The following is a 19,917-nucleotide window of genomic DNA, read 5'->3' as shown; positions in this document are numbered from 1 at the left end:
TTTTTTAATATTACCAACAAGGTGAATACAGTTTGCGTTTACTTATAATACAATGGTTTATTGTTTATAAAAGAAAAAATGGCGGATTTTTCCGCCATTTAGAAAATAAGAGATGTTAAGGGCATTGCCCTTAACACCCACCAAAGGCTCCACCTTTGGAAACTGCAAGCTTTTGAAAAAGCTTGAGCAAAACTTTTATCTGTCTTATGAAAATCTGTTAGCTAATCGGTAGTTTTCCCTACCGTGGCAACTATCTTCCCTAATCCACCACGAGCGAGGCTTGCCGAGCGATTCCGCATCTTGACGGCGGATGCACTCCGCCTGCTAAATTGCTTTGCTATAAATTTCTGCAACCTCTGCCCTATCAAACACCTTTGGAGCGTTATTCAAATTTCCAATCGAAATTTTCATACAGTTATCAGTCATCCACTCAACATCATCTTGAGTAATGCCTAAATCTCCAAGCTTTACTTCAAGGTCGATTGCTTTTAAAAAGCCTCTTATGCTGTCTGCACAATCCTTTTCATCTTTTCCGCCAAGTATCTTTGAAACCTCTGCAAACTTTTCAGGAAGTGCGGGTGCAAGTCTTTCAACAATAATCGGAGTAAGTGCCGCAAGACCTCTGCCATGAACGATATTTTTCAAACCTGATGCAGGGTGTTCCATACCATGAGCCGCCGAAACACCAGCAACACCGATTACCATACCGCCAAGTGTTGCCGCCAAGCTTACAGCCTCCCATGCGTCATCATTATTGTAATCAGTCATAAGCAGTGGGAGATTTTTTGCAATAAGCTTAATTGCAAGCAATGCCTGAGCATCTGTGAGAGGGTTAGCTTTCTTTGAAGTATAGGCCTCTAAGGAGTGAGTAAAAGCATCAAAGCCTACCGAAGAAAGTATATGCTTAGGCATAGTTTTCATAACATCTAGGTCAATGATAGAAACACTTGGCAGAATATTCATTGTATAAAGAGCCTTTTTATCCTTAGTTTCAGGATTTGTCAGAACAGCAATCTGATTGCCCTCACTTCCTGTTCCGCAGGTTGTAGGAATGAGGATAATAGTCATAGCCTTTTTACCCTGTTTCAAGCCGAAAATATAATCAGAAATATCGCCCTCATTATTCATACAGAAAGCTATACTCTTTGCGGCGTCCATAATCGAGCCACCGCCTACACCAAGAATAATATCACAGCTTTCTTTTTTGGCTAATTCAACGCCCTCATAGACAGTTGTCGTCAGCGGATTTTGTGTAACTTTATCAAAGACCACTGCACCAACACCGCTTTTTTCAAGACTTGCAGTAACTCTGCCAAGCAAGCCAGATTTCTTGGTACTATTTCCGCCTGTTACAACGAGAGCTTTTCTGCCATAATCCTTGCAAACCTCGCCGACAAGCTTAGATTTGCCTTTTCCGAACATAAGATTTACAGGAAGCGAATAATTAAAATTCATCATAGTCAACACCTCAACGAATTACTGTTCTAAAATCAGTTTTGGCTTTGCCACAAACATTTGAGAAATATTTTTCCCAGTTGTCCGAATAGCAAAGCCACTTTAAAACTGTTCTATTATTTTTCAAGAGCCTTTACAGATTCAGCGATAATTTCAGCCGCCTTATCGCAATGCTCCTCTGTAAGAATGAGCGGTGGAACCATACGGATAATATTAGAACCGATAGCTGTAACAATAAGCTTTCTATCAAAGCATTCATGCTTAATATCTACTGAATTAAAGCCGTCCTCGAACTCAACACCTACAAAAAGTCCAAGTCCACGAACTTCCTTGACATGAGGAACAACTTCTCTAAGCTTATTCATAAAGTATTTGCCCATCTTCTTTGCATTTCCTGCTAAATCTCTATCAAGAAGCTCACCAATCTGAGCAAGTGATGCAGCACAGGCAACAGGGTTACCACTATATGTACTTCCGTGTGAACCGCTTGTGAAATACTTTGCAACTTCGTCTTTTGCACAAATTGCACCAATTGGAAGTCCGCCACCCATAGCCTTAGCCATTGATACGATATCAGGCTTAATACCATAGTGCATATATGCCATAACCTCACCAGTTCTGCACCAGCCAGACTGAACCTCATCAAGGCAAAGTAACAAGCCACGCTCATCACAAAGCTTTCTAAGACCTGTCATAAATTCCTTAGTAGCTGGGTGAACACCGCCCTCACCTTGTACAGGCTCAATCATAATAGCGATTGTCTTATCGGTGATTGCGTCTTCAAAAGCCTTGAGGTTGTTATACTCTGCGTACTTAAAGCCAGGTGTCATAGGTCCAAAGCCTTGCTGAATAGCTGAATCCGGTTGACCTGTTGCTGACATTGAGCCAAAGCTTCTACCATGGAAGCCCATCTTTGCAGTAACGATTTCATACTTTTCAGGACCATACTTATCTACACCATACTTTCTTGCAAGCTTAATCATAGCCTCGTTAGCTTCAGTGCCTGAATTCTGATAATAAATCTTATCCATACCGATAGTATCACAAATCTTCTTAGCAAGCAATGCTTGAGGAATTGTATAAGGATAGTTAAATGTATGAATAAGGTCAGCGGCCTGTGACTGAATAGCCTTGACAACCTTTTCGTTGCAGTTACCAGCACTATTTACGGCGATACCTGCATAGAAATCAAGGTAAGCGTTGCCCTTTTCGTCATAGATATACATATCCTTGGCTGTTTCTGCAATGAAATCGAAACGCTCATAGGTTTCAATCATATACTTCTTAACTAAGCCCTTTAGTTCTTCGGCAGTAAGTCCTGTTTCGCTGAGTTTCATAACAAATTCCTCCAAAATTTATAAATTATAGGTTTTATAGCTTTTTGATACCAAGATAATCCATCTTGATTTTTACATAGCTTTCAATCAGCTGTACGCACTGCTCTATGCCAACCTTTTCGCTGTTAAGAGTAAGGTCATAGTTGATTGGATTTGTCCAATAGTTGCCCTTTGTGTAATATTTGTAGTAATTAGCACGATATTTATCGGTCTGAACAATGTTTCTTTCTGCAACAGCTTCATTAACCTGCATATGCTCCATTGTTCTCTTTAAGCAGAAGTCACGAGGTGCTTCAATATAAAGGCTGATTACATTATCTCTGCCTCTAAGTATCCAGTCCGCACACTTACCGACTATTACGCAAGATTGCGTTGCCGCAAGCTCCTCAATAATCTTTTTCTGATACTCAAAAAGCGTATCATCAGAAACGAATTTTCCTTTTGTGATATAATTTCTTGCCCTTGGCAAGCCTTTCATAAATGCCGCAAAGCCACCCTTTTCTCTGACACGCTCATTAACCTCATTGAAAAGCTCCTCATCAAGACCACTGAGCTGAGATGCAAGCGTAAGAATTCTGTTTTCGTAACAGGATATTCCTAAATCCTTTGCAACCTTTGAGGCAATTTCCTTACCACCGCTACCGAAGCCACGAGCAACTGTAATAACAATATTATCCATTTGCCACAGCCTCCGTTTCAGTCTTGTTCTTCTGGTCATTAAGGAACCTTGAAAGGAACTCTCTTGTTCTCGGATTCTTAGGATTATAGAAAAGTTCCTTAGGAGGTGCGTCCTCGACAATGTAACCTCTATCCATAAATATTGTTCTTGTAGATACATCTCTTGCGAATGCCATTTCGTGAGTAACGATAATCATTGTAAGACCTGTATGTGCAAGCTCTTTCATTACATTAAGAACATCGCCAACCATTTCAGGGTCAAGAGCGGAAGTCGGTTCATCAAAGAGCAGAACCTCTGGATTCATACACAAAGCTCTTGCAATAGCGACACGCTGTTTCTGACCGCCAGAAAGCTGAGATGGATATGCGTTTATATAAGGTGCCATACCAACTGCTTTGAGATGCTTAATAGCTCTCTCAAAAGCTTCCTGCTTTGATTCGTGCAAAACGCTTGTAACCGCAATCATACAATTCTTGAGAACGGTCATATTTTCAAAGAGATTGAATGACTGGAAAACCATACCTACTTTTGAGCGGTATTCATTGATTTCTTTTTGCTTGTCTGCAACCTCATTGCCGTTGAAATAAATCTTGCCGTCTGTCTGCTGTTCAAGCTTATTGATACAGCGTAGCAGTGTAGATTTACCTGAGCCTGACGAACCAACTATACAGATAACCTCGCCTTTCTCGACAGCAAAGTCTATTTTTCGGAGAACCTGATGGTCACCAAAGGACTTGCTTAAATTTTCAATAGCAATAACCTTTTTTGCTGTTTTTTCTGACATAGCTTAATCTCTCCTTATGCTGATTCTTTCATATACTCAACTGCAAGCACATAATCCTTCTTCTTTGCAAGCTTCTTTTCGAGCAAGAGGAAAAGACGATTCAGTACGAAGCAAAGTACAAAATAAATAACTGCAATTACGAGGTATGATTCGAAATACTTGTAGTATGTACCACCGGCTGTCTTTGCAACAAGGAACAGCTCGGAAACACCGATAACATTCAAGACAGATGTCATCTTGAGGTTTGTAAGAAATGTGTTTACCATTTCAGGAACAACATTCTTGAAAGCCTGCGGAAGAACTACTCGGAACATTGTAAGCATTGGTGACATACCAAGCGACCAAGCACCCTCTTTTTGTCCCTTATCAACAGAATTGATACCGCCTCTGACTGTTTCTGCCATATAAGCACCTGTATTAAGAACAGTAACAAGAATACCTGCGAATATTGGGGAAATCTTAACATTTGCCTGAAGTAAACCGTAGTAAACAATCATACCCTGTACTATCATTGGTGTGCCTCTGAAAACCTCAACATAAACAAGGCAGATAATTTTCAATGTTCTCATAAGTATACGCTTAATCAAATTATCCTGTTTATTGATTTTAATATCCTGAACCATACCAACGAGATAACCAACTATAAAGCCTACCAATGTACCTATTACAGCAATATAAAGTGTTATCCAAAGACCTTCAAGGAACATATATTTATATTCGTTCGCTATATATACTATCCATTCAAACATATTACTAGGATCGGAAAAATTCATAAAATGTTCTCCCCTTAATTCATTACTATTCTTAGAATATCTATGGCTGCCTTTTAAAGCAGCCACAGTATCAATTATTTACATCTGTGTGTTTGACTAAAATTCCTGTTTAGCTTATCATTAATTTCTTAATCTGCGATACTACGCTTAGTTAGCTGCTGGCTGAGCTGCGATTGCCTTTTCCATAAGCTCATCCATCTTTGTCTTATCGTTCCAGCCAATCTTATCCATAGCACCTTGAATCTTATCTCTTAGCTCTGTATCATTCTTTCTTGTTGCGATACAAACATTTGTCATTTCCTGGTCATTCTTGAAGGTATCATTTTCATCAAGCTTGATAAGCTTCAAATCTTTGTTTGTAAGCAATGCAGATTCAGCTGTCGGTACATCAATAACTACAACATCTGCAACCCCATTTGAAACTGCCATAAATGCTTCACCAGTTGTTTCGTAGTTAGAACCAAGTACACCATCAGGAATCTGGTCGAGCAAGTCAACCCAACCTGTGCCAAGCTGTGTTGTAATCTTTACATTCTTACCCTTGAGCTGTGATAGACCTGTAACCGAAGCAATATCTGAATCAGCTCTTACAACAATGCAGTTATCTCTATAATAATACGGTTCTGTGAAAGAATAAGATTTTGCCCTGACAGCTGTCTTACCCATACCAGCAATAATACAATCATACTCTTGAGAATCAAGTCCAAGTCCAATTGAATCCCATTCAAACTTATGGACTTCAACATCCATATCAAGCTCCTTTGCAATTTTCTGTGCAACCATTACATCATAGCCGTAAGCATATGTATTTTGTCCGTAAATCTTTACAGCCTTTTCACCATCAGGCATACTTTCTGATGACTGTGTCCAGTTAAATGGTGCATAGGTACATTCCATACCAACTCGAAGAACCTTCTTATCGCTTGAACCTGTCGAGCCTGCTGATGAAGTTGCTGTTTCTGAACCTCCACAGCCTGCAAAAATTGCCATTGTCATACAGCTTGCCATTGCGACTGCCAACACTTTCTTAATCCTGTTTTTCATACTTACCCTCTCCTGTCAATATAGATGATTATAAAGAAAGGCGTCACTTCATAATTTGCTGAACCCCTCTTTTTCAGCACTTTGAAGTGACGCCTTTGTCCCTATGTAAATTTTTGTTTTCATTATATAAATAAAAACTGTTATCTTAAAAGCAAATTTTACTCATTGGAAACTCCTCCTGAACCGCTTAAACTGAAAAAGGTCACTTCCAGTTTTCCGCACATCTTTGTTGCGTACTCACTAAAGTGACCTCATTGTCTTACTTAAATTTCATCAAGTGGTTTGTTTCACTTGGTATGTTTGTAGTATATCACCTCTTTTTTGAAATTGCAAGGGGTAATTTGCATTTTTTGTCGAATTTTCTGAACTTCGTGCATTTATAACTAAGCTTAATAACTAAGTTAGTATTTTATATACAAAATGGACTTATAAGTCATAACAAAGAACAAATATAGAATTTTATTTGCTGTTTTTTCTTTTGTTGACAACATTAGTTTAAAAATGGCGGACGAAGTCCGCCATTTAAGGAGCAAGAGATGTTAAGGGCGTTGCCCTTAAAACCCACGAGGGACTCCGTCCCTCGACCCTGCAAGCTTTTGAAAAAGCTTGAGCAAAACTTTTAATTGTCTTGGAGTAGTGCGGAATTTCATTGGTAAATTCTTCGACCGCAGTAAAAAGCTTATCTCGCCAATGTCGAGGTTTTGCTTGCAAAACCGATTCTGCGTCTCGGGGGCGGCGGCTCGCCGCCTCGAGCGAAACTTTTAATTTTCTTGGAGTAGTGCGGAATTTCATTGGTAAATTCTTCGGCCGCGGTAAAAAGCTTATCTCGCCAATATCGAGGTTTTGCTTGCAAAACCGATTCTGCGTCTCGGGGGCGGCGGCTCGCCGCTAAAGAATGATACAAATCAAACCGTTACAACCCTCATTGATAATGCGTTCAATAGTTTCCTTGAGTTTATTCCTTGCATCAGCTGGCATACGATAAAGCTTGTTGTGCAGACCTTCGTTGACAAGCTCGTGCAAAGATTTTCCGAAAATATTTGATTCCCAAATCTTTGACGGAGCTTCTTCAAATTCTTTTAGCAGATATGTCACAAGCTCCTCGGATTGCTGTTCCGAACCGACTATTGGTGTAATTTCCGTCTTAATCTCCGTCTTGAGCATATGCACTGACGGTGCACAAGCTCTCAAACGAATACCATACTTTCCGCCTTGCTTGATAATTTCGGGTTCTTCAAGGGTAAGCTCTTCCATTGTCGGCATAACAATTCCGTAACCTGTTTCATTTACATCTTCATATGCCTTGCGAACCTTCTCGAAATCCGCTCGCATTGCAGAAAGCTCCATAAGGGTATCAAGCAATGCCCCCTCGTCCTCAATCTCAAGTCCTGTCTTTTCGCCAAGTACCTTATAGAATAATTCAGGGGCGAGCCTTACTTCCATTCTTGCGTGACCTGTGCCGAGGTCTAAGGCTGTTGCGACCGCAGATGTCACATATTCGCATTGCTGTATTCCGTCAGTTATTTCTTTAATTTGACGAATACGCTTTGCCTCTCTCGATGAATCCTGTATGCACTTGAAAACAGAGCTTCTGAGCCAATGGTCCTTTTCAAGAGAAGTAACCCACTTAGGCATATCGACCTTGATTTCCTTTATCGGAAATTCAAAAAGAACATGAGCAAGAATCCTCTTGATTTCCTCCTCATCAAGTTCAGGACAGCTTACAGGTTCAACGGGAACATTATACTTTTCCGAAAGCATTTTCGCAAGATTTCTTGTTTCTGCTGAATTAGGGTACATTGAGTTAAGAAGCATAATAAACGGCTTATTTATTTCTTTAAGCTCATTTACAACTCGTTCCTCGGCTTCCTCATACTCCCCACGCTCAATATCGCTGATAGAACCATCAGTTGTAATTACCAAACCAATCGTTGAATGGTCTGTAATAACCTTTTTCGTGCCGATTTCGGCAGCCATATTGAACGGAATAGCTTCCTCAAACCACGGCGTTTTTACCATTCGAGGCTGTTCGTCCTCGATATATCCTATCGCACTTGGAACGATATATCCAACGCAATCAATCATTCTTACACGAAAGGTTGCATTTCCACCAATATTGACCTCAACAGCCTCTTCGGGAATAAACTTCGGCTCGGTAGTCATAATGGTTCTGCCTGCTGCTGATTGCGGAAGTTCATCGGTTGCTCTGCCACGAGTCTGCTCATTTTCGATATTCGGAATAACAAGCGTATCCATAAAACGCTTGATAAAAGTGGATTTACCTGTTCTGACAGGTCCTACAACACCAATATAAATATCGCCGTTGGTACGCTGTGCAATGTCGCTGTATATATTTCTCTCTTCCATTGTGTTTTCCTCCCCTTACATCGGTATAAGAATCATTCCACGAGCAGATATAACATCATCAGCTAAATCATTTTGCATTTTTATAGCTTCAACACTTGTGCAATAGTTTCTTGCTATACTCCAGAGATTTTCTCCTGCGTCTGCATAATAAATCGTAAGAGCCGCTGTTTTATCACGCTCACGCTTCTGTTCCTCATCTGCTGTAATCTCATTGACTATTCGCTTTGAGATACTTTCAGAAACAGCCATATGCAATGAAATTCCAGCACGAACTTCAAGGCTGTTTTCTCCCGAAATACGGTAACTTATACTAAGTGGGGCAACAATCGGTTTACTGGAAGGATTAGTTACTTTTCCTATATCATATTCACGACTAAATTCAATCGGTTTTTCTGTATAGAATACTGCGTCATTCTCGTCACAGCCAAGTATACAGCAAGTAAGCTTGCATTTAATCATCAGTTTACCCTCTGCTTGCTGAAACTCGCACGAACACTGTGGAGAATCTCCATAAATATCAATTATTCGTGAGATAGTGGAATCAAGATTTATATCATTCTTTTCGCTGATTTCGTCATCTATAACTGTGGCAATATGTCTGCACGAAATCTGCTTATAGGTTAAATCAAGCTCATACGCTCTTGAATAAGCATCATCTATAATTTTTACAGTATCTTCGTTATATACAGTAGCCATTACACAAAGCTTTGCCTCAAAGCTTATAAGAGTGCTGTCATCATCAAAATCAGATTTTAAACCAGCTTCATAGCTTTGAACGGTTAGCTCCATATCACAAGTATCAGAATCGCTTATTCCTGAGGCATCAAGCATTTCATTTATTGGAATACTAAATTCTGCTGTGTCAAGCTCACCTGTTTCAAGGTCTGTAACATATAGTATTTTCAGAACCGCCTCGCCCTTAACAATCAATTTTTCGGCGGCAAGCTTTGGTTCGGAATGGCTTACTGTAAGTTCAGTTCGTATAATTGTTTGCGGTGCAGGACGGTTTTTTCCAATATCAAGAGTTTCATTTATGTTGATAATTCCGCTCGAAATTCCAACAAGAGAGCTTATTGGAACTGTACTGCTTTTCTGCTCAACATCGTCACCTTGAACAGCTTCCGGAATTTCCTGCTGAGATTCTTTAAGCACTCTCGCAGAAACAGTAAATGCACCATGAATATCAAGTCTTCTTGGTGTCAAGGCTCGGCAGTTGACATATTCCGTTTTTAGAGAAACACTTGCAACAGCGTTTTCAGAATCTCCCTTGATAGTAAATGAGCAAGAGAATGGCGAAGTATGCTCACAGCACCTTATAGTTTTGTTCTTGGAATCGAGATACAAAACTTTAATATTAACTACGCCGTCAATCTCAAGGTTTCCACCCGAAAGATTTTTCATTGATATGTACGGAGTTGCCGTACACTTCAAAATTTTCTCTATATCGGGACAATAATCAGGCAAAGTGAAGTCTATATCGACAGGCTGTTCACTACTGCCCTCAAACACAGCTTCGCACACACTCAATGCCTTTTTCAACAGAACATATTCCATACAATATCCTCTCCTTTTTTAGTTCTAAAAATTTATATGCATTAAAAGCAGAGAATATAACCAGTTTATTATACAGAAAAAGTGCAGTAGAAAAAATCTACTGCACTTTGCATTTAAATCTTTAATTTTATTGCAAAATTATTACTTAAGCCTCAGCTATAACTTCAACTTCTACAAGAACATTCTTTGGAAGTGTCTTAACAGCAACACATGAACGAGCTGGCTTGCTTGTAAAATACTTACCATAAATCTCATTAAATGCTGCAAAATCACCCATATCAGCTAAGAAGCATACTGTCTTAACTGCCTTATCGAAAGAACTTCCTGCTTCTGCGAGAATTGCTCCGAGGTTTTTCATAACCTGCTCGGTCTGTCCTTCGATTGTTGTTGCCTCAACATTGCCTGTCTGTGGATTGATTGCGATTTGTCCTGATGTAAATACGAAACCGTTTGTCTTTATAGCCTGTGTATAAGGACCAATTGCATCAGGAGCATTCTTTGTGTAAACTTTTTCTGCCATAGTAAAAACTTCCTTTCAAATAAATAATTTATCAGTTAATGATATTATATCCTTGCTCTTTAAGAGCTTTTTTGATAGCTAAAATGTGTCCGTGGTCACGAGTTTCCATAGATAGCTTAAGATAGCAAGAATTGATGTCACTATTGATTTCTGCTCTGTCGTGATTTACTGAAACTACATTTGCACCAAGGTCTGCAATAATCTTGGAAACATTTTGGAGTTCTCCTGGCTTATCTGTAAGCTCAAGTGTAATATCAACTATTCTGCCTGTCATCTTAAGACCACGATTGATAACACGAGAAAGAATTGTAACATCTATATTACCACCTGAAACAAGGCATACAACATTCTTGCCCTTAATTGGGAATTTATTAAATAATGCTGCTGCAACTGATACTGCTCCTGCACCCTCAGCTACAAGCTTTTGTTTCTCCATAAGTGTAAGGATAGCTGTTGCAACCTCATCATCTGTTACAGTCATAATCTCATCAACATACTGCTTGCAGATTTCAAATGTATTATCACCAGGTGTCTTAACTGCGATACCATCAGAAATTGTATTTACGCCTGGCAAAGTTTCGATTTTGTCGTGAGCAACTGAAAGATACATTGATGGAGCGCCTGCGGATTGTACACCGTAAACCTTTACATCAGGACGAAGCTGTTTAATGGCAAATGCAACACCACTGATAAGTCCGCCACCACCGACAGGAACGATAACTGCATCAAGTTCAGGAAGCTGGTCTAAGATTTCAAGACCGATTGTTCCCTGTCCTGCGATAACCTGTTCGTCATCAAATGGGTGAATAAATGTAGCTCCGCTTTCCCTTTGAAGCTCAACTGCCTTATCGTGAGCATCATCATATGTACCATTTACAAGACATACCTCAGCACCATAGCTCTTTGTTGCCTCAACCTTAGAGATAGGAGCACCACTTGGAATACAGATAAGTGACTTAATATTATTTTTTGCAGCAGCAAGTGCAACACCCTGTGCGTGATTACCTGCGGAACAAGCAATAACGCCCTTTGCCTTTTCTTCTTCTGAAAGTTGTGAAATCTTATAATAAGCACCACGAACTTTAAATGAACCAGTTACCTGCAAGTTTTCTGTCTTAAGATAAATATTGCAATCATCTGAAAGATTGGTTGCTTTAATCATATCTGTTGGGCGGATAACCTCTTTAAGAACATATGAAGCGTGATAGATTTTGTCAAGTGTCAGCATTATAATTTCTCCTTACGCATAAAATAAAAAAATCGTCCTTTAAAAGGACGAAATAATTCGCTATACCACCTTTTAATACATCAACAAATGTACTCTCAAATAACGGTGAGAAACCGTGTCCTCCTACTTATCTTTATAAAATGTTCAGCGACAAGCTCAAGGGTGATTTGTAAAATGGTTCTGTACTGTCTTACACCAAACGACAGCTCTCTGAAACAGGATAACCACAATACCGTTCCCTATCAAAGCTTATATATAATATATACCGCTTTTCTTTTGAAATGTCAAGAGAATTTTGCGAATATTTTTCGCTGAACATTTTTTGACTTTATATAAAGAATATGTCACTCTTAACAATGTCGCTCGTAGTGAGCATAGGAAATTTATTCACGCAGAGGATTAAACTGCCAAGCGGGCGAACACAGTTCGCTCCTACGATTAGTTGTGATGCACTTATCTCAGACAGATAAAAGTTTCGCTCGAGCCTTTTCAAAGGCTCGCAGTTTCCAAAGGCGGAGCCTTTGGTGGGTTTTAAGGGCAACGCCCTTAACCTCTCTTGCCCCTGTAAGGGCGGACAAAGTCCGCCCTTATGGAACTGATTTTGCTAACATACTGGCGAGCGGGCGAATACAGTTCGCCATTACATCTATTCCCAAAGCTTATTACTAACAAAAAAAGCGGCGGATAAAATCCGCCGCTCAAAGAGCAATAAAATGTTGATGTTCTACCAAACTAACATTATTTATTCACTTCAAATTTTGAGTATTCGCTCATATCAAGCTGTACTATGCTATGGCTCGTTTGTCGCTGACTTGCAGGTGGCAGCTTCATATAATCTCCGTAAAGATAAGTCAAATACTTATCATATTCCTTTGGAATCGGAAAATCGTGGCCATGAATCTTTACATAAATAACTTCATCAAGATATGATTTTGGGAATGCTCCATGATAAACATTTCGGCCCATTCCGTCATAAAGATACTTTGCATTTTTCTTGTGTTTGAATATTTTAAATATTCTATACTGTATCCACTGTGAAACTCTTATCGGGAAAATGGCTTTCAAAATATTCGCAACAAAAGACTGTACTTTTTTCTTATTATTAATCTTTCGATGGTTCCACTTATTGAATATCATAGCACGAATTAAAAGTGTAAACTGCAAATGAAGCTTTTGTCCCAGTGCAGAATTTGCGGTATTATCATGAGCGAATATGTCAAATGCCATACCATTATTCATTTTGCCATGCGTCTTTGAATACTTTGTTGCGAACATAGTATCATCAAGCCTGATTTTCGCAAATGGATAGTGACAATACTTATCTGTTTTAGAGGTCTGTAAGGTTAAACCTTCTGGCAATTCACTTTGGGCGATTTCAAGGAATTTATCATAATCCTCTCTTAGCATCATAATATCTGCATCATCGTCCCACGGGATAAAGCCTTCGTGCCTTACTGCACCAAGCAAAGTTCCTCCACCAAGAAAATACTTTATATTATGCTTTCGGCAAATTCTATCAAACTCAAGAAGATAACCGACCAGAACATTCTGTATATTTAGCATCTTTCCTTCGTGAGAAGCATCATAGCCGAAAGGCTCTTCTGTTTGTCTGCTCTTTACGCAAAGCTGAATTATTTCACTAAGCTCAAGGAGAGGCTCACAACCGGAATTAACTATCATAGCATTATTCATTGCGGTGCCATAATAAGGGTCATCTTCACAAGCTGCAAGTTCTATTTTTGCAAATTCTGGGTAAATGTCATAAATCATACTTGCAAGCATACCGACCGAAACTGTCGCATTTCTGCTTATAACATTAAACACAGAATTTTCCTTAAATTCATAGAAAGCATAGAGCAATGCGTGGATTACTTCATTCAGATATGTGAATGAATATTTTTTGCGTGTATTAGGCAATGAAATTTGTTTACCCTCTGCAACTGCACTAAAAAGTTCATCTGTGAAATTTTGAGGAAGTTCAGCCTTTGCACCAAGTAAAATGCCTGAACGCAAAAGTATAGTTGGCAAATTAAACTGCTTGGCATATGCAGAAAAATATGTTTCTATCGAAACAGCTGTGGTTTGTGACATATCGCCGTTATTTGAAAATGGAACAAAGCCTGCTTCATTCTCGGAGATTACCAAACCACGCTCAAGCTCACCATATACACGATAATCTGAAAGCAAAATACATCTTTCAAGACAACTTTTTGCTGTTGAAATGGCTCTTGCAAAATTATTTGTTATTCTGCAATACTCCGCAGATGTTCCGTCAAGTTCTAAGCCACATATACCAGTAGAGATAAAGAAATTATATTCGGTAGCGGCAGCCTGTTCGTAACTGCAAAGTGAAAAATCGTTTCTTTCTGCAAGCTTTTCAGAAAGTTCATTACCGTTGCCAAGCATAAGAACCTTAATAGAAAGCTTTTCTTTATCATTAAGAGCAAGCAAGCTCATACATACAGTAAGCTTCATATATTCAGATTCGCCGTCAACAACAATCGTCTTTCCACTCAATTTTTGGTATGGAAAATCCTCTACTCCGAGCATCGCAAGAGCGTAATCTCTTTCATATTCACCCAACATTTCAGATATATTCATTAAGCAATTCGCCCTTCTTTATAAATTGAGAATCTTTTGTACGCCCTCTTCAAGTCTGAGGTGGTCTTTAAAGCCAAGATTTGCAAGCCTTTCACCATCAAGAATTAAGCAAGGCGTCATAAATGAGCTTTCCTGTGGTTCTTCTGCTGTAAGATTTTTCTTTTGAAGCTTTTCTGCAGTAGTAAGTATCATACGGAGAGTAGCTGTATTATTCTTGAAAGCTATATTATAAGCCTCATTATCTTTGCCATTTAACAAGATAAAAAGTATTGCTCTTACGCAATCTGCGAGATAAGCTACGCTCATTTTTTCATCAGCAAGCTTTGGCAAAATTGCTGTATTAGTCTTAGAATCCTGAATAAGCTTGAAAATTTTCTTGCTATTTTTTGAACAAAGTCCCCTACCATAGCCATACATAATAGGTAATCTCGCAAAGCTTACGGATAGACCTCTTTCCTTAGCAAAATTACTTACTAAGGTTTCTGAAAATCTTGCATCTGCTCCGCTAAGATTTTTGGAATCCGTCAGAGAAATATATCCCACTTCATCTTCTTTTATAGGCTCAAAACCGTTATGTACTGAACCATAAATATTCATAGGAGAAACAAATACAAGGCGAGCTTTTTTCCTTGTGGCAAGAGCCATAACAGATGAAATCATCGTTTTGCTTTTTGCGAGAATTGTACCTATATGTGTCTTTGATTTAGCTATATCATATTCATCTGTTGAAATAAAGATTATATAATCAATCGCACTTTCTGCTATTTTATCAAAATTTTCAAAGAAGTCATTGATAGCTATAAAGTCATCTCTATCCTGTTGATTAAGCTTTCCGACAGATATTACCTTTATATTATCGCCAAAAAGGTCATTTCTCAATAAAAGCGAAAACGCTGTACTTTCGTTTACAGCGTCATTTTCACCAACTATGAGAACAGTTTTATTTTTTAGCTTATCAAAGCTTAGATTTGAATTTGCAATATACTTAAAATCTTCAAGCATATAGCTATATTTGTTATCACCAAAAAGGCTTTCTATTTTTACCATACTACATCTCCATTACAACACATCAGGTAATCTTTTTCTTAATCTTGTAAAGTTAAAGATTCCTAAGAATATTATTACTGCAAATTCTGCAAAAAATATAATCGTTTCTGTTGAATTATCGAAAAGCGGTGCTCCGGTAAGAAATGCCTTTCTATAACCATTTACAAAATAGTTAATCGGATTGAAGTACATTATCTTTCTAAGCCAATCGTATTCTATCGTATATGAATTATAGATAATTCCTGAGAGCCAAAAAAGACCTGACATAAAGGAAACTATCATATTTTCAAAATCTCGACTGAACGCACACATCGGAGCCGTAGACCACGAAAGTGCCAGAAAGAACATAAACATCAGTGGACAATAATAGAAAAATTCAAGATTAGACCACATTGGCTGTATTCCCGCAAGAAGCATATATACATACATCAAAATAGACAAGAAGAAATGTACAAACAGTCTTGAGAGAGTAACATAAGACATTATTGCAGAAACAGGGAATGAAACTTTTGTGACAAACTGACTATTGGCTCGAATTGATTTAGAACCCATAAGAATTGCATCATTTATAAAGAACCACGGCACAAATCCTACCATAAGGAATATAAAGTATGGAGTTCCGTTGCCAAGCTCATCACGAGCCGCACCCCCACGAACACCGATAGCAAAAGCAAACCAATAAACAAACAATGTAAATACTGGTTTAACAACTGCCCAAAGAGGTCCAATCACCGCACCTTTATAAGTTTTAATAAGTTCATTTTTTGCAAGAATAAAGATTTGTTTTCCAAAACCTTTATGGTCATTCCAAATCATTCCCAAATTATAGCACCACCTTAAATTTAAAATAAAGTGCGAACTTTGTTCGCATTTAGAGTAAGAACTGCTAAATGTATTGTCCTTAACAGTGGCAACACATTTCAGTCAAAACTTCAACATTGATAAAAAAATCTATTATCACAGAAGAAGTAACTGCTAAGCAATTATTTATGCTGTCTTAAAAATATATTGGCAATTATAATTTTTAAATTTACCATGCATTATTTATTCTATTGTTTTTTGAGCATTTGTCAATATATATATATGAATTTCAGCTAATTTCCTACTCATTTTAAATTTATTTCCTAATTCTGTCTAATTTGCTAATACATATTCTGCACTTTTCAACTAATTTAAATTCTATAAAAGTTGATTATCTATGAATATTTTCTACAAAATTCTTTTTTAGTTTTACAAATTTTTAGGAATGTATAGTGACAACCATTCGGCTTTTTGCTATACTAAGTATGGATTATTATATATTAGGAGGAATTATAATGCTTGATTTTTCATCCGAGGTTTTTTATCGTGGGGAATGTTTCTATGCTTATAAATATTTTGGTGCTCATATAACTGATGGAGGCGTAATGTTCCGAGTATATGCACCTGCTGCTCGTAGAGTTGAACTTATCGGAGAATTTAATGGCTGGAATGGCGAAAACAGTGCTATGAAAAACGATGGCAGAGGTTTTTATGAGCTTTTCGTTCCTAATGCTTGTGAAGGTCAGATGTACAAATATAGAGTATATCAGGCTAATGGCAGAATTGTGGATAAAGCTGACCCATACGCTTTCGCATCTGAGCTAAGACCAGGCACAGCCTCTATCATAGCATCACTTGATAAATTTAAGTTTACCGATTCTAAGTGGATAAATTCACGCACAAAGCTATATGATGAACCTTTTAACATTTATGAAATTCATTTTGGCTCTTGGAAAATGCCTAATGGTGGCATAACTGAAGAAAGTAAGCCTGATGAGCTTTGGTATAATTATAGCGAAATTGCAGACGAGCTTATCGCTTATGTAAAGGAACATCACTTCACACACATTGAAATACTCCCTCTTGCAGAACACCCATTTGACGGCTCTTGGGGCTATCAGGCTGCTGGTTATTTCAGTGCAACAAGCCGTTATGGCAAGCCACAGGATTTGATGGAATTCATAAATAAGTGCCATAATAATGGCATTGGTGTTATCATTGACTTTGCATTCGTACATTTTGTCCGTGATGACTATGCAATGGGTATGTTTGACGGCACTCCACTTTATGAGTATCCACCATCAGATGTAAACCAAAGCGAATGGGGTTCTTATAACTTTAACCTCTCAAAAGGTGAGGTTCAGAGCTTTCTTATGAGTTCTGCTGCATTCTGGCTCGATATATATCACTTTGACGGTATTCGTATGGACGCTATCAGTAATGCTATCTATTGGATGGGCAATAAAGACAGAGGAATTAACGACAGAGCTTTGGATTTCGTCCGCAAGATGAACTGGAATCTTGATAATACATTCAGAAATGTTATTCTTATTGCGGAAGATTCAACCGACTTTCCTAATGTTACCCGTCCTGTTGAAAAAGGTGGCTTAGGCTTTGACTATAAGTGGGATTTAGGCTGGATGAATGATACTCTTGAATATTTCAAGCTTGACCCATTCCTTCGCCAATATCACCACAATAAAATCAACTGGTCTATGGCTTATTTCTACAACGAACGCTATCTGCTCCCACTTTCACATGATGAGGTTGTTCACGGAAAGGCAACTATTGTTAATAAGATGTGGGGCTTATATGGCGAGAAATTCTCTCAGGCTCGTTCACTCTATACTTATATGTTTACTCACCCTGGCAAAAAGCTTAATTTTATGGGCAATGAAATTGCACAATTCCGTGAATGGGACGAAACCAAAGAGCCTGACTGGTTCTTGCTTGAATATCCATCACACAAAGGATTTGCAAGATTCTTCAATGATATATCCGCAGTTATGGAAGCTCACCCTGCTTTCTACAAGCACGATTATGATAGCAGCGGTTTCTTATGGATTGATGCTAATGATAACCACAATAATATTTACTCCTATATAAGAAAAAGCGAAAAAGACGCATTTATAGTCATTATGAACTGTGCTCCTGTAACTCACGAAAATTTCCCTATCGGAACAGAATATCCTTGCGAGCTTACTGAAATTCTTAACACTGAATGGGATATTTACGGTGGCTGTAATGTAAGAAACGATAAGAAAATCAAATCAGAGGATATTCCTTATAATAACTTTCCTTGCACTGCAAAAGTTACTATACCGCCTTTTGGAACTGTTATTTTTGAGGTTAAAAAAATCAATCGACCAGTTAAGCGAATGACCGTAAAACCAAAGACAACAAGAAAATAAGCTGTTGCTCTATTTACTCTGATATGCTATAATATTCAAAAATTAAATGAAGGAGAATTGCAATGAAGGTAAACGGAGAACAGATTCAACTAACAAAAGCAACAACACTTGAGGAATTTCTTAAAGAACAGGGCTATAATATTCAAAGAATTGCCATAGAACGCAATGATGAGATTGTACCACGAGAAAATTTTTCTGAGGTTATGCTCAATGACAGCGACATAATAGAAGTCGTACACTTTATGGGTGGAGGCTGCTAAAGAACTAAATATAAAAAAACTTCCGTAGTTTTATATTAAGCTACGGAAGTTTTTTTATTTCTAATAATAGCAAAAGAAAAAGCAGTTCATTTGATCATAAAAAAGTCTTTCTTGTAAATCAATAATATGGATTATTAATTCCTCGTTTGCGTTTTATTATTGATGTTATTATAATGCTTATCACTATTATAATGATGCTTATGACTGATATTATGAATATTGCTGGCATTGTTGCTGTAAGATATTCATATACATCATCAACATCTTCAACTTGAGTTAAAATTCCTTCATCAGACCATTTATAAGAATCATAGAGTGTACTTGTACAATCAACCTTAGATTCTTTGCCCTCATGTTTATGCAAGTCAAAGTAATAATCGCTTTTTAGCAAATACTTATGACTTGTTGAAAAAGCTACTCCTCCAATAGGGTCATCCCATGTTACATCTATATTGTAATATTCTCCATCAAGCTTAACTACATTCCAGATATGATTAAGCTGTTCGCTTTTTGCAGTTGTTGCTTCTATGCCACATTGCTTCATTACATAATCGAAAAGTCCGGTATATGCCATACAAGTTCCCTGCCCTGTAAGAAGCATATTATATACATCGGAACTTCCTTTAGTTTCATCATAGCTATAATTTTTCACTATATAATCGTGGCACGAATGTATCTTATCGAAGTCGGTTTCTGATTTCATAATTTCATCAGTTATAAGCTGTATTCTTGAATTAAAATCATTAACCTTTATTCTGAGCTCAGAATCACTATATTTAAATGAAAAGTATATAGAAAAGGCTTCATTACTCTGCTCTGAATAACTTACCTTATACTCTCGATTTACATAAAAGAGCTGGGGATTTTCTTCAATAATATCTGTAACAATTCCACTCATATCGTCTTTTGAAATATTATACTCGCTTATATCAACTTCATTTTCAAAGTTTTCAAGTGCATTGATTATACTTTGCTTAGCATACTCTAATGAGTTATCTTCATAGGCATATACTATTGTTGATATTTGCATAAGAAATACAATAAGAATTACAGAAA

16 protein-coding genes and 1 other annotated feature are annotated in these 19,917 nt (G+C 37.8%); of the genes, 2 read left to right on the top strand and 14 right to left on the bottom strand.

Features of this window, described 5'->3' with window-relative positions; all coding sequences use genetic code 11:
* Nucleotides 1–324: 324 nt before the first annotated feature.
* The 13 genes from C9914_RS07800 to C9914_RS07740 all read right to left on the bottom strand — a co-directional run bounded on the left by C9914_RS07800 (nucleotide 325) and on the right by C9914_RS07740 (nucleotide 16,205).
* Entirely contained in the window at nucleotides 325–1,455 is a 1,131-nt protein-coding gene (locus C9914_RS07800) for an iron-containing alcohol dehydrogenase (RefSeq protein WP_106764586.1), read from the bottom strand.
* Between the two features lie 116 nt (nucleotides 1,456–1,571).
* Nucleotides 1,572–2,792, bottom strand: coding sequence for an aspartate aminotransferase family protein (locus C9914_RS07795; RefSeq protein ID WP_106764584.1), 1,221 nt, complete (start codon nucleotides 2,790–2,792; stop codon nucleotides 1,572–1,574).
* Between the two features lie 34 nt (nucleotides 2,793–2,826).
* Complete coding sequence (locus C9914_RS07790) at nucleotides 2,827–3,471, bottom strand: cytidylate kinase-like family protein (protein WP_022265653.1); 645 nt, start codon at nucleotides 3,469–3,471, stop codon at nucleotides 2,827–2,829.
* Entirely contained in the window at nucleotides 3,464–4,255 is a 792-nt protein-coding gene (locus C9914_RS07785) for an amino acid ABC transporter ATP-binding protein (protein WP_106764582.1), read from the bottom strand. Before C9914_RS07785 ends, C9914_RS07790 begins: the two co-directional genes overlap by 8 nt.
* A gap of 14 nt (nucleotides 4,256–4,269) precedes the next feature.
* Nucleotides 4,270–5,028: an amino acid ABC transporter permease gene (locus tag C9914_RS07780; RefSeq protein ID WP_022265655.1), complete on the bottom strand. Its 759-nt coding sequence runs from the start codon at nucleotides 5,026–5,028 to the stop codon at nucleotides 4,270–4,272.
* Nucleotides 5,029–5,175: 147 nt separating this feature from the next.
* On the bottom strand, nucleotides 5,176–6,072 hold the full coding sequence (locus C9914_RS07775) for a transporter substrate-binding domain-containing protein (RefSeq protein ID WP_106764581.1): 897 nt from the start codon (nucleotides 6,070–6,072) through the stop codon (nucleotides 5,176–5,178).
* Between the two features lie 888 nt (nucleotides 6,073–6,960).
* Nucleotides 6,961–8,439, bottom strand: coding sequence for a stage IV sporulation protein A (gene spoIVA, locus C9914_RS07770; protein ID WP_106764579.1), 1,479 nt, complete (start codon nucleotides 8,437–8,439; stop codon nucleotides 6,961–6,963).
* 15 nt (nucleotides 8,440–8,454) lie between these two features.
* On the bottom strand, nucleotides 8,455–9,993 hold the full coding sequence (locus C9914_RS07765) for a DUF3794 and LysM peptidoglycan-binding domain-containing protein (RefSeq protein WP_106764577.1): 1,539 nt from the start codon (nucleotides 9,991–9,993) through the stop codon (nucleotides 8,455–8,457).
* A gap of 145 nt (nucleotides 9,994–10,138) precedes the next feature.
* Nucleotides 10,139–10,513 carry a RidA family protein gene (locus tag C9914_RS07760; RefSeq protein WP_022265660.1) on the bottom strand — a complete coding sequence of 125 codons (375 nt, stop codon included), beginning with the start codon at nucleotides 10,511–10,513 and terminating at the stop codon, nucleotides 10,139–10,141.
* A gap of 31 nt (nucleotides 10,514–10,544) precedes the next feature.
* Entirely contained in the window at nucleotides 10,545–11,741 is a 1,197-nt protein-coding gene (gene ilvA, locus C9914_RS07755) for a threonine ammonia-lyase (RefSeq protein WP_106764575.1), read from the bottom strand.
* A 40-nt stretch (nucleotides 11,742–11,781) separates the two neighbouring features.
* Nucleotides 11,782–11,996: a binding site (T-box leader), on the bottom strand.
* A gap of 483 nt (nucleotides 11,997–12,479) precedes the next feature.
* Nucleotides 12,480–14,342: a LicD family protein gene (locus C9914_RS07750; RefSeq protein WP_106764573.1), complete on the bottom strand. Its 1,863-nt coding sequence runs from the start codon at nucleotides 14,340–14,342 to the stop codon at nucleotides 12,480–12,482.
* An 18-nt stretch (nucleotides 14,343–14,360) separates the two neighbouring features.
* Complete coding sequence (locus C9914_RS07745) at nucleotides 14,361–15,389, bottom strand: NAD-dependent epimerase/dehydratase family protein (protein ID WP_106764572.1); 1,029 nt, start codon at nucleotides 15,387–15,389, stop codon at nucleotides 14,361–14,363.
* A 12-nt stretch (nucleotides 15,390–15,401) separates the two neighbouring features.
* The gene (locus C9914_RS07740; protein ID WP_242972087.1) at nucleotides 15,402–16,205 is read right to left on the bottom strand and encodes an ABC transporter permease; all 804 of its coding nucleotides are present in this window, start codon (nucleotides 16,203–16,205) and stop codon (nucleotides 15,402–15,404) included.
* Nucleotides 16,206–16,705: 500 nt separating this feature from the next.
* On the opposite strand from C9914_RS07740, the gene glgB reads away from it, so the two are divergent.
* Nucleotides 16,706–18,601 (top strand): 1,4-alpha-glucan branching protein GlgB, encoded by a 1,896-nt coding sequence (gene glgB, locus C9914_RS07735; protein ID WP_106764570.1) that lies wholly within the window; start codon nucleotides 16,706–16,708, stop codon nucleotides 18,599–18,601.
* Between the two features lie 62 nt (nucleotides 18,602–18,663).
* A complete protein-coding gene (thiS, locus tag C9914_RS07730; RefSeq protein ID WP_106764569.1) occupies nucleotides 18,664–18,861 on the top strand; it encodes a sulfur carrier protein ThiS in 198 nt (65 codons plus the stop codon).
* A gap of 118 nt (nucleotides 18,862–18,979) precedes the next feature.
* Here the strand turns inward: thiS and C9914_RS07725 are convergent, their stop codons facing one another.
* Entirely contained in the window at nucleotides 18,980–19,891 is a 912-nt protein-coding gene (locus tag C9914_RS07725; RefSeq protein ID WP_158707373.1) for a transglutaminase domain-containing protein, read from the bottom strand.
* Nucleotides 19,892–19,917: the final 26 nt, after the last annotated feature.

It is taken from the genome of Pseudoruminococcus massiliensis, assembly GCF_900291955.1.
Classification (GTDB): domain Bacteria; phylum Bacillota; class Clostridia; order Oscillospirales; family Acutalibacteraceae; genus Pseudoruminococcus; species Pseudoruminococcus massiliensis.
This window is presented reverse-complemented; position numbering and strand designations above follow the sequence as displayed.

What these genes read in the sequence shown, in the direction of transcription:
- C9914_RS07800 (WP_106764586.1), bottom strand. Translation starts at nt 1,455, where the DNA reads ATGAATTTTAATTATTCGCTTCCTGTAAATCTTATGTTCGGAAAAGGC.
- C9914_RS07795 (WP_106764584.1), bottom strand. Translation starts at nt 2,792, where the DNA reads ATGAAACTCAGCGAAACAGGACTTACTGCCGAAGAACTAAAGGGCTTA.
- C9914_RS07790 (WP_022265653.1), bottom strand. Translation starts at nt 3,471, where the DNA reads ATGGATAATATTGTTATTACAGTTGCTCGTGGCTTCGGTAGCGGTGGT.
- C9914_RS07785 (WP_106764582.1), bottom strand. Translation starts at nt 4,255, where the DNA reads ATGTCAGAAAAAACAGCAAAAAAGGTTATTGCTATTGAAAATTTAAGC.
- C9914_RS07780 (WP_022265655.1), bottom strand. Translation starts at nt 5,028, where the DNA reads ATGAATTTTTCCGATCCTAGTAATATGTTTGAATGGATAGTATATATA.
- C9914_RS07775 (WP_106764581.1), bottom strand. Translation starts at nt 6,072, where the DNA reads ATGAAAAACAGGATTAAGAAAGTGTTGGCAGTCGCAATGGCAAGCTGT.
- spoIVA (WP_106764579.1), bottom strand. Translation starts at nt 8,439, where the DNA reads ATGGAAGAGAGAAATATATACAGCGACATTGCACAGCGTACCAACGGC.
- C9914_RS07765 (WP_106764577.1), bottom strand. Translation starts at nt 9,993, where the DNA reads ATGGAATATGTTCTGTTGAAAAAGGCATTGAGTGTGTGCGAAGCTGTG.
- C9914_RS07760 (WP_022265660.1), bottom strand. Translation starts at nt 10,513, where the DNA reads ATGGCAGAAAAAGTTTACACAAAGAATGCTCCTGATGCAATTGGTCCT.
- ilvA (WP_106764575.1), bottom strand. Translation starts at nt 11,741, where the DNA reads ATGCTGACACTTGACAAAATCTATCACGCTTCATATGTTCTTAAAGAG.
- C9914_RS07750 (WP_106764573.1), bottom strand. Translation starts at nt 14,342, where the DNA reads ATGAATATATCTGAAATGTTGGGTGAATATGAAAGAGATTACGCTCTT.
- C9914_RS07745 (WP_106764572.1), bottom strand. Translation starts at nt 15,389, where the DNA reads ATGGTAAAAATAGAAAGCCTTTTTGGTGATAACAAATATAGCTATATG.
- C9914_RS07740 (WP_242972087.1), bottom strand. Translation starts at nt 16,205, where the DNA reads ATGATTTGGAATGACCATAAAGGTTTTGGAAAACAAATCTTTATTCTT.
- glgB (WP_106764570.1), top strand. Translation starts at nt 16,706, where the DNA reads ATGCTTGATTTTTCATCCGAGGTTTTTTATCGTGGGGAATGTTTCTAT.
- thiS (WP_106764569.1), top strand. Translation starts at nt 18,664, where the DNA reads ATGAAGGTAAACGGAGAACAGATTCAACTAACAAAAGCAACAACACTT.
- C9914_RS07725 (WP_158707373.1), bottom strand. Translation starts at nt 19,891, where the DNA reads ATGCAAATATCAACAATAGTATATGCCTATGAAGATAACTCATTAGAG.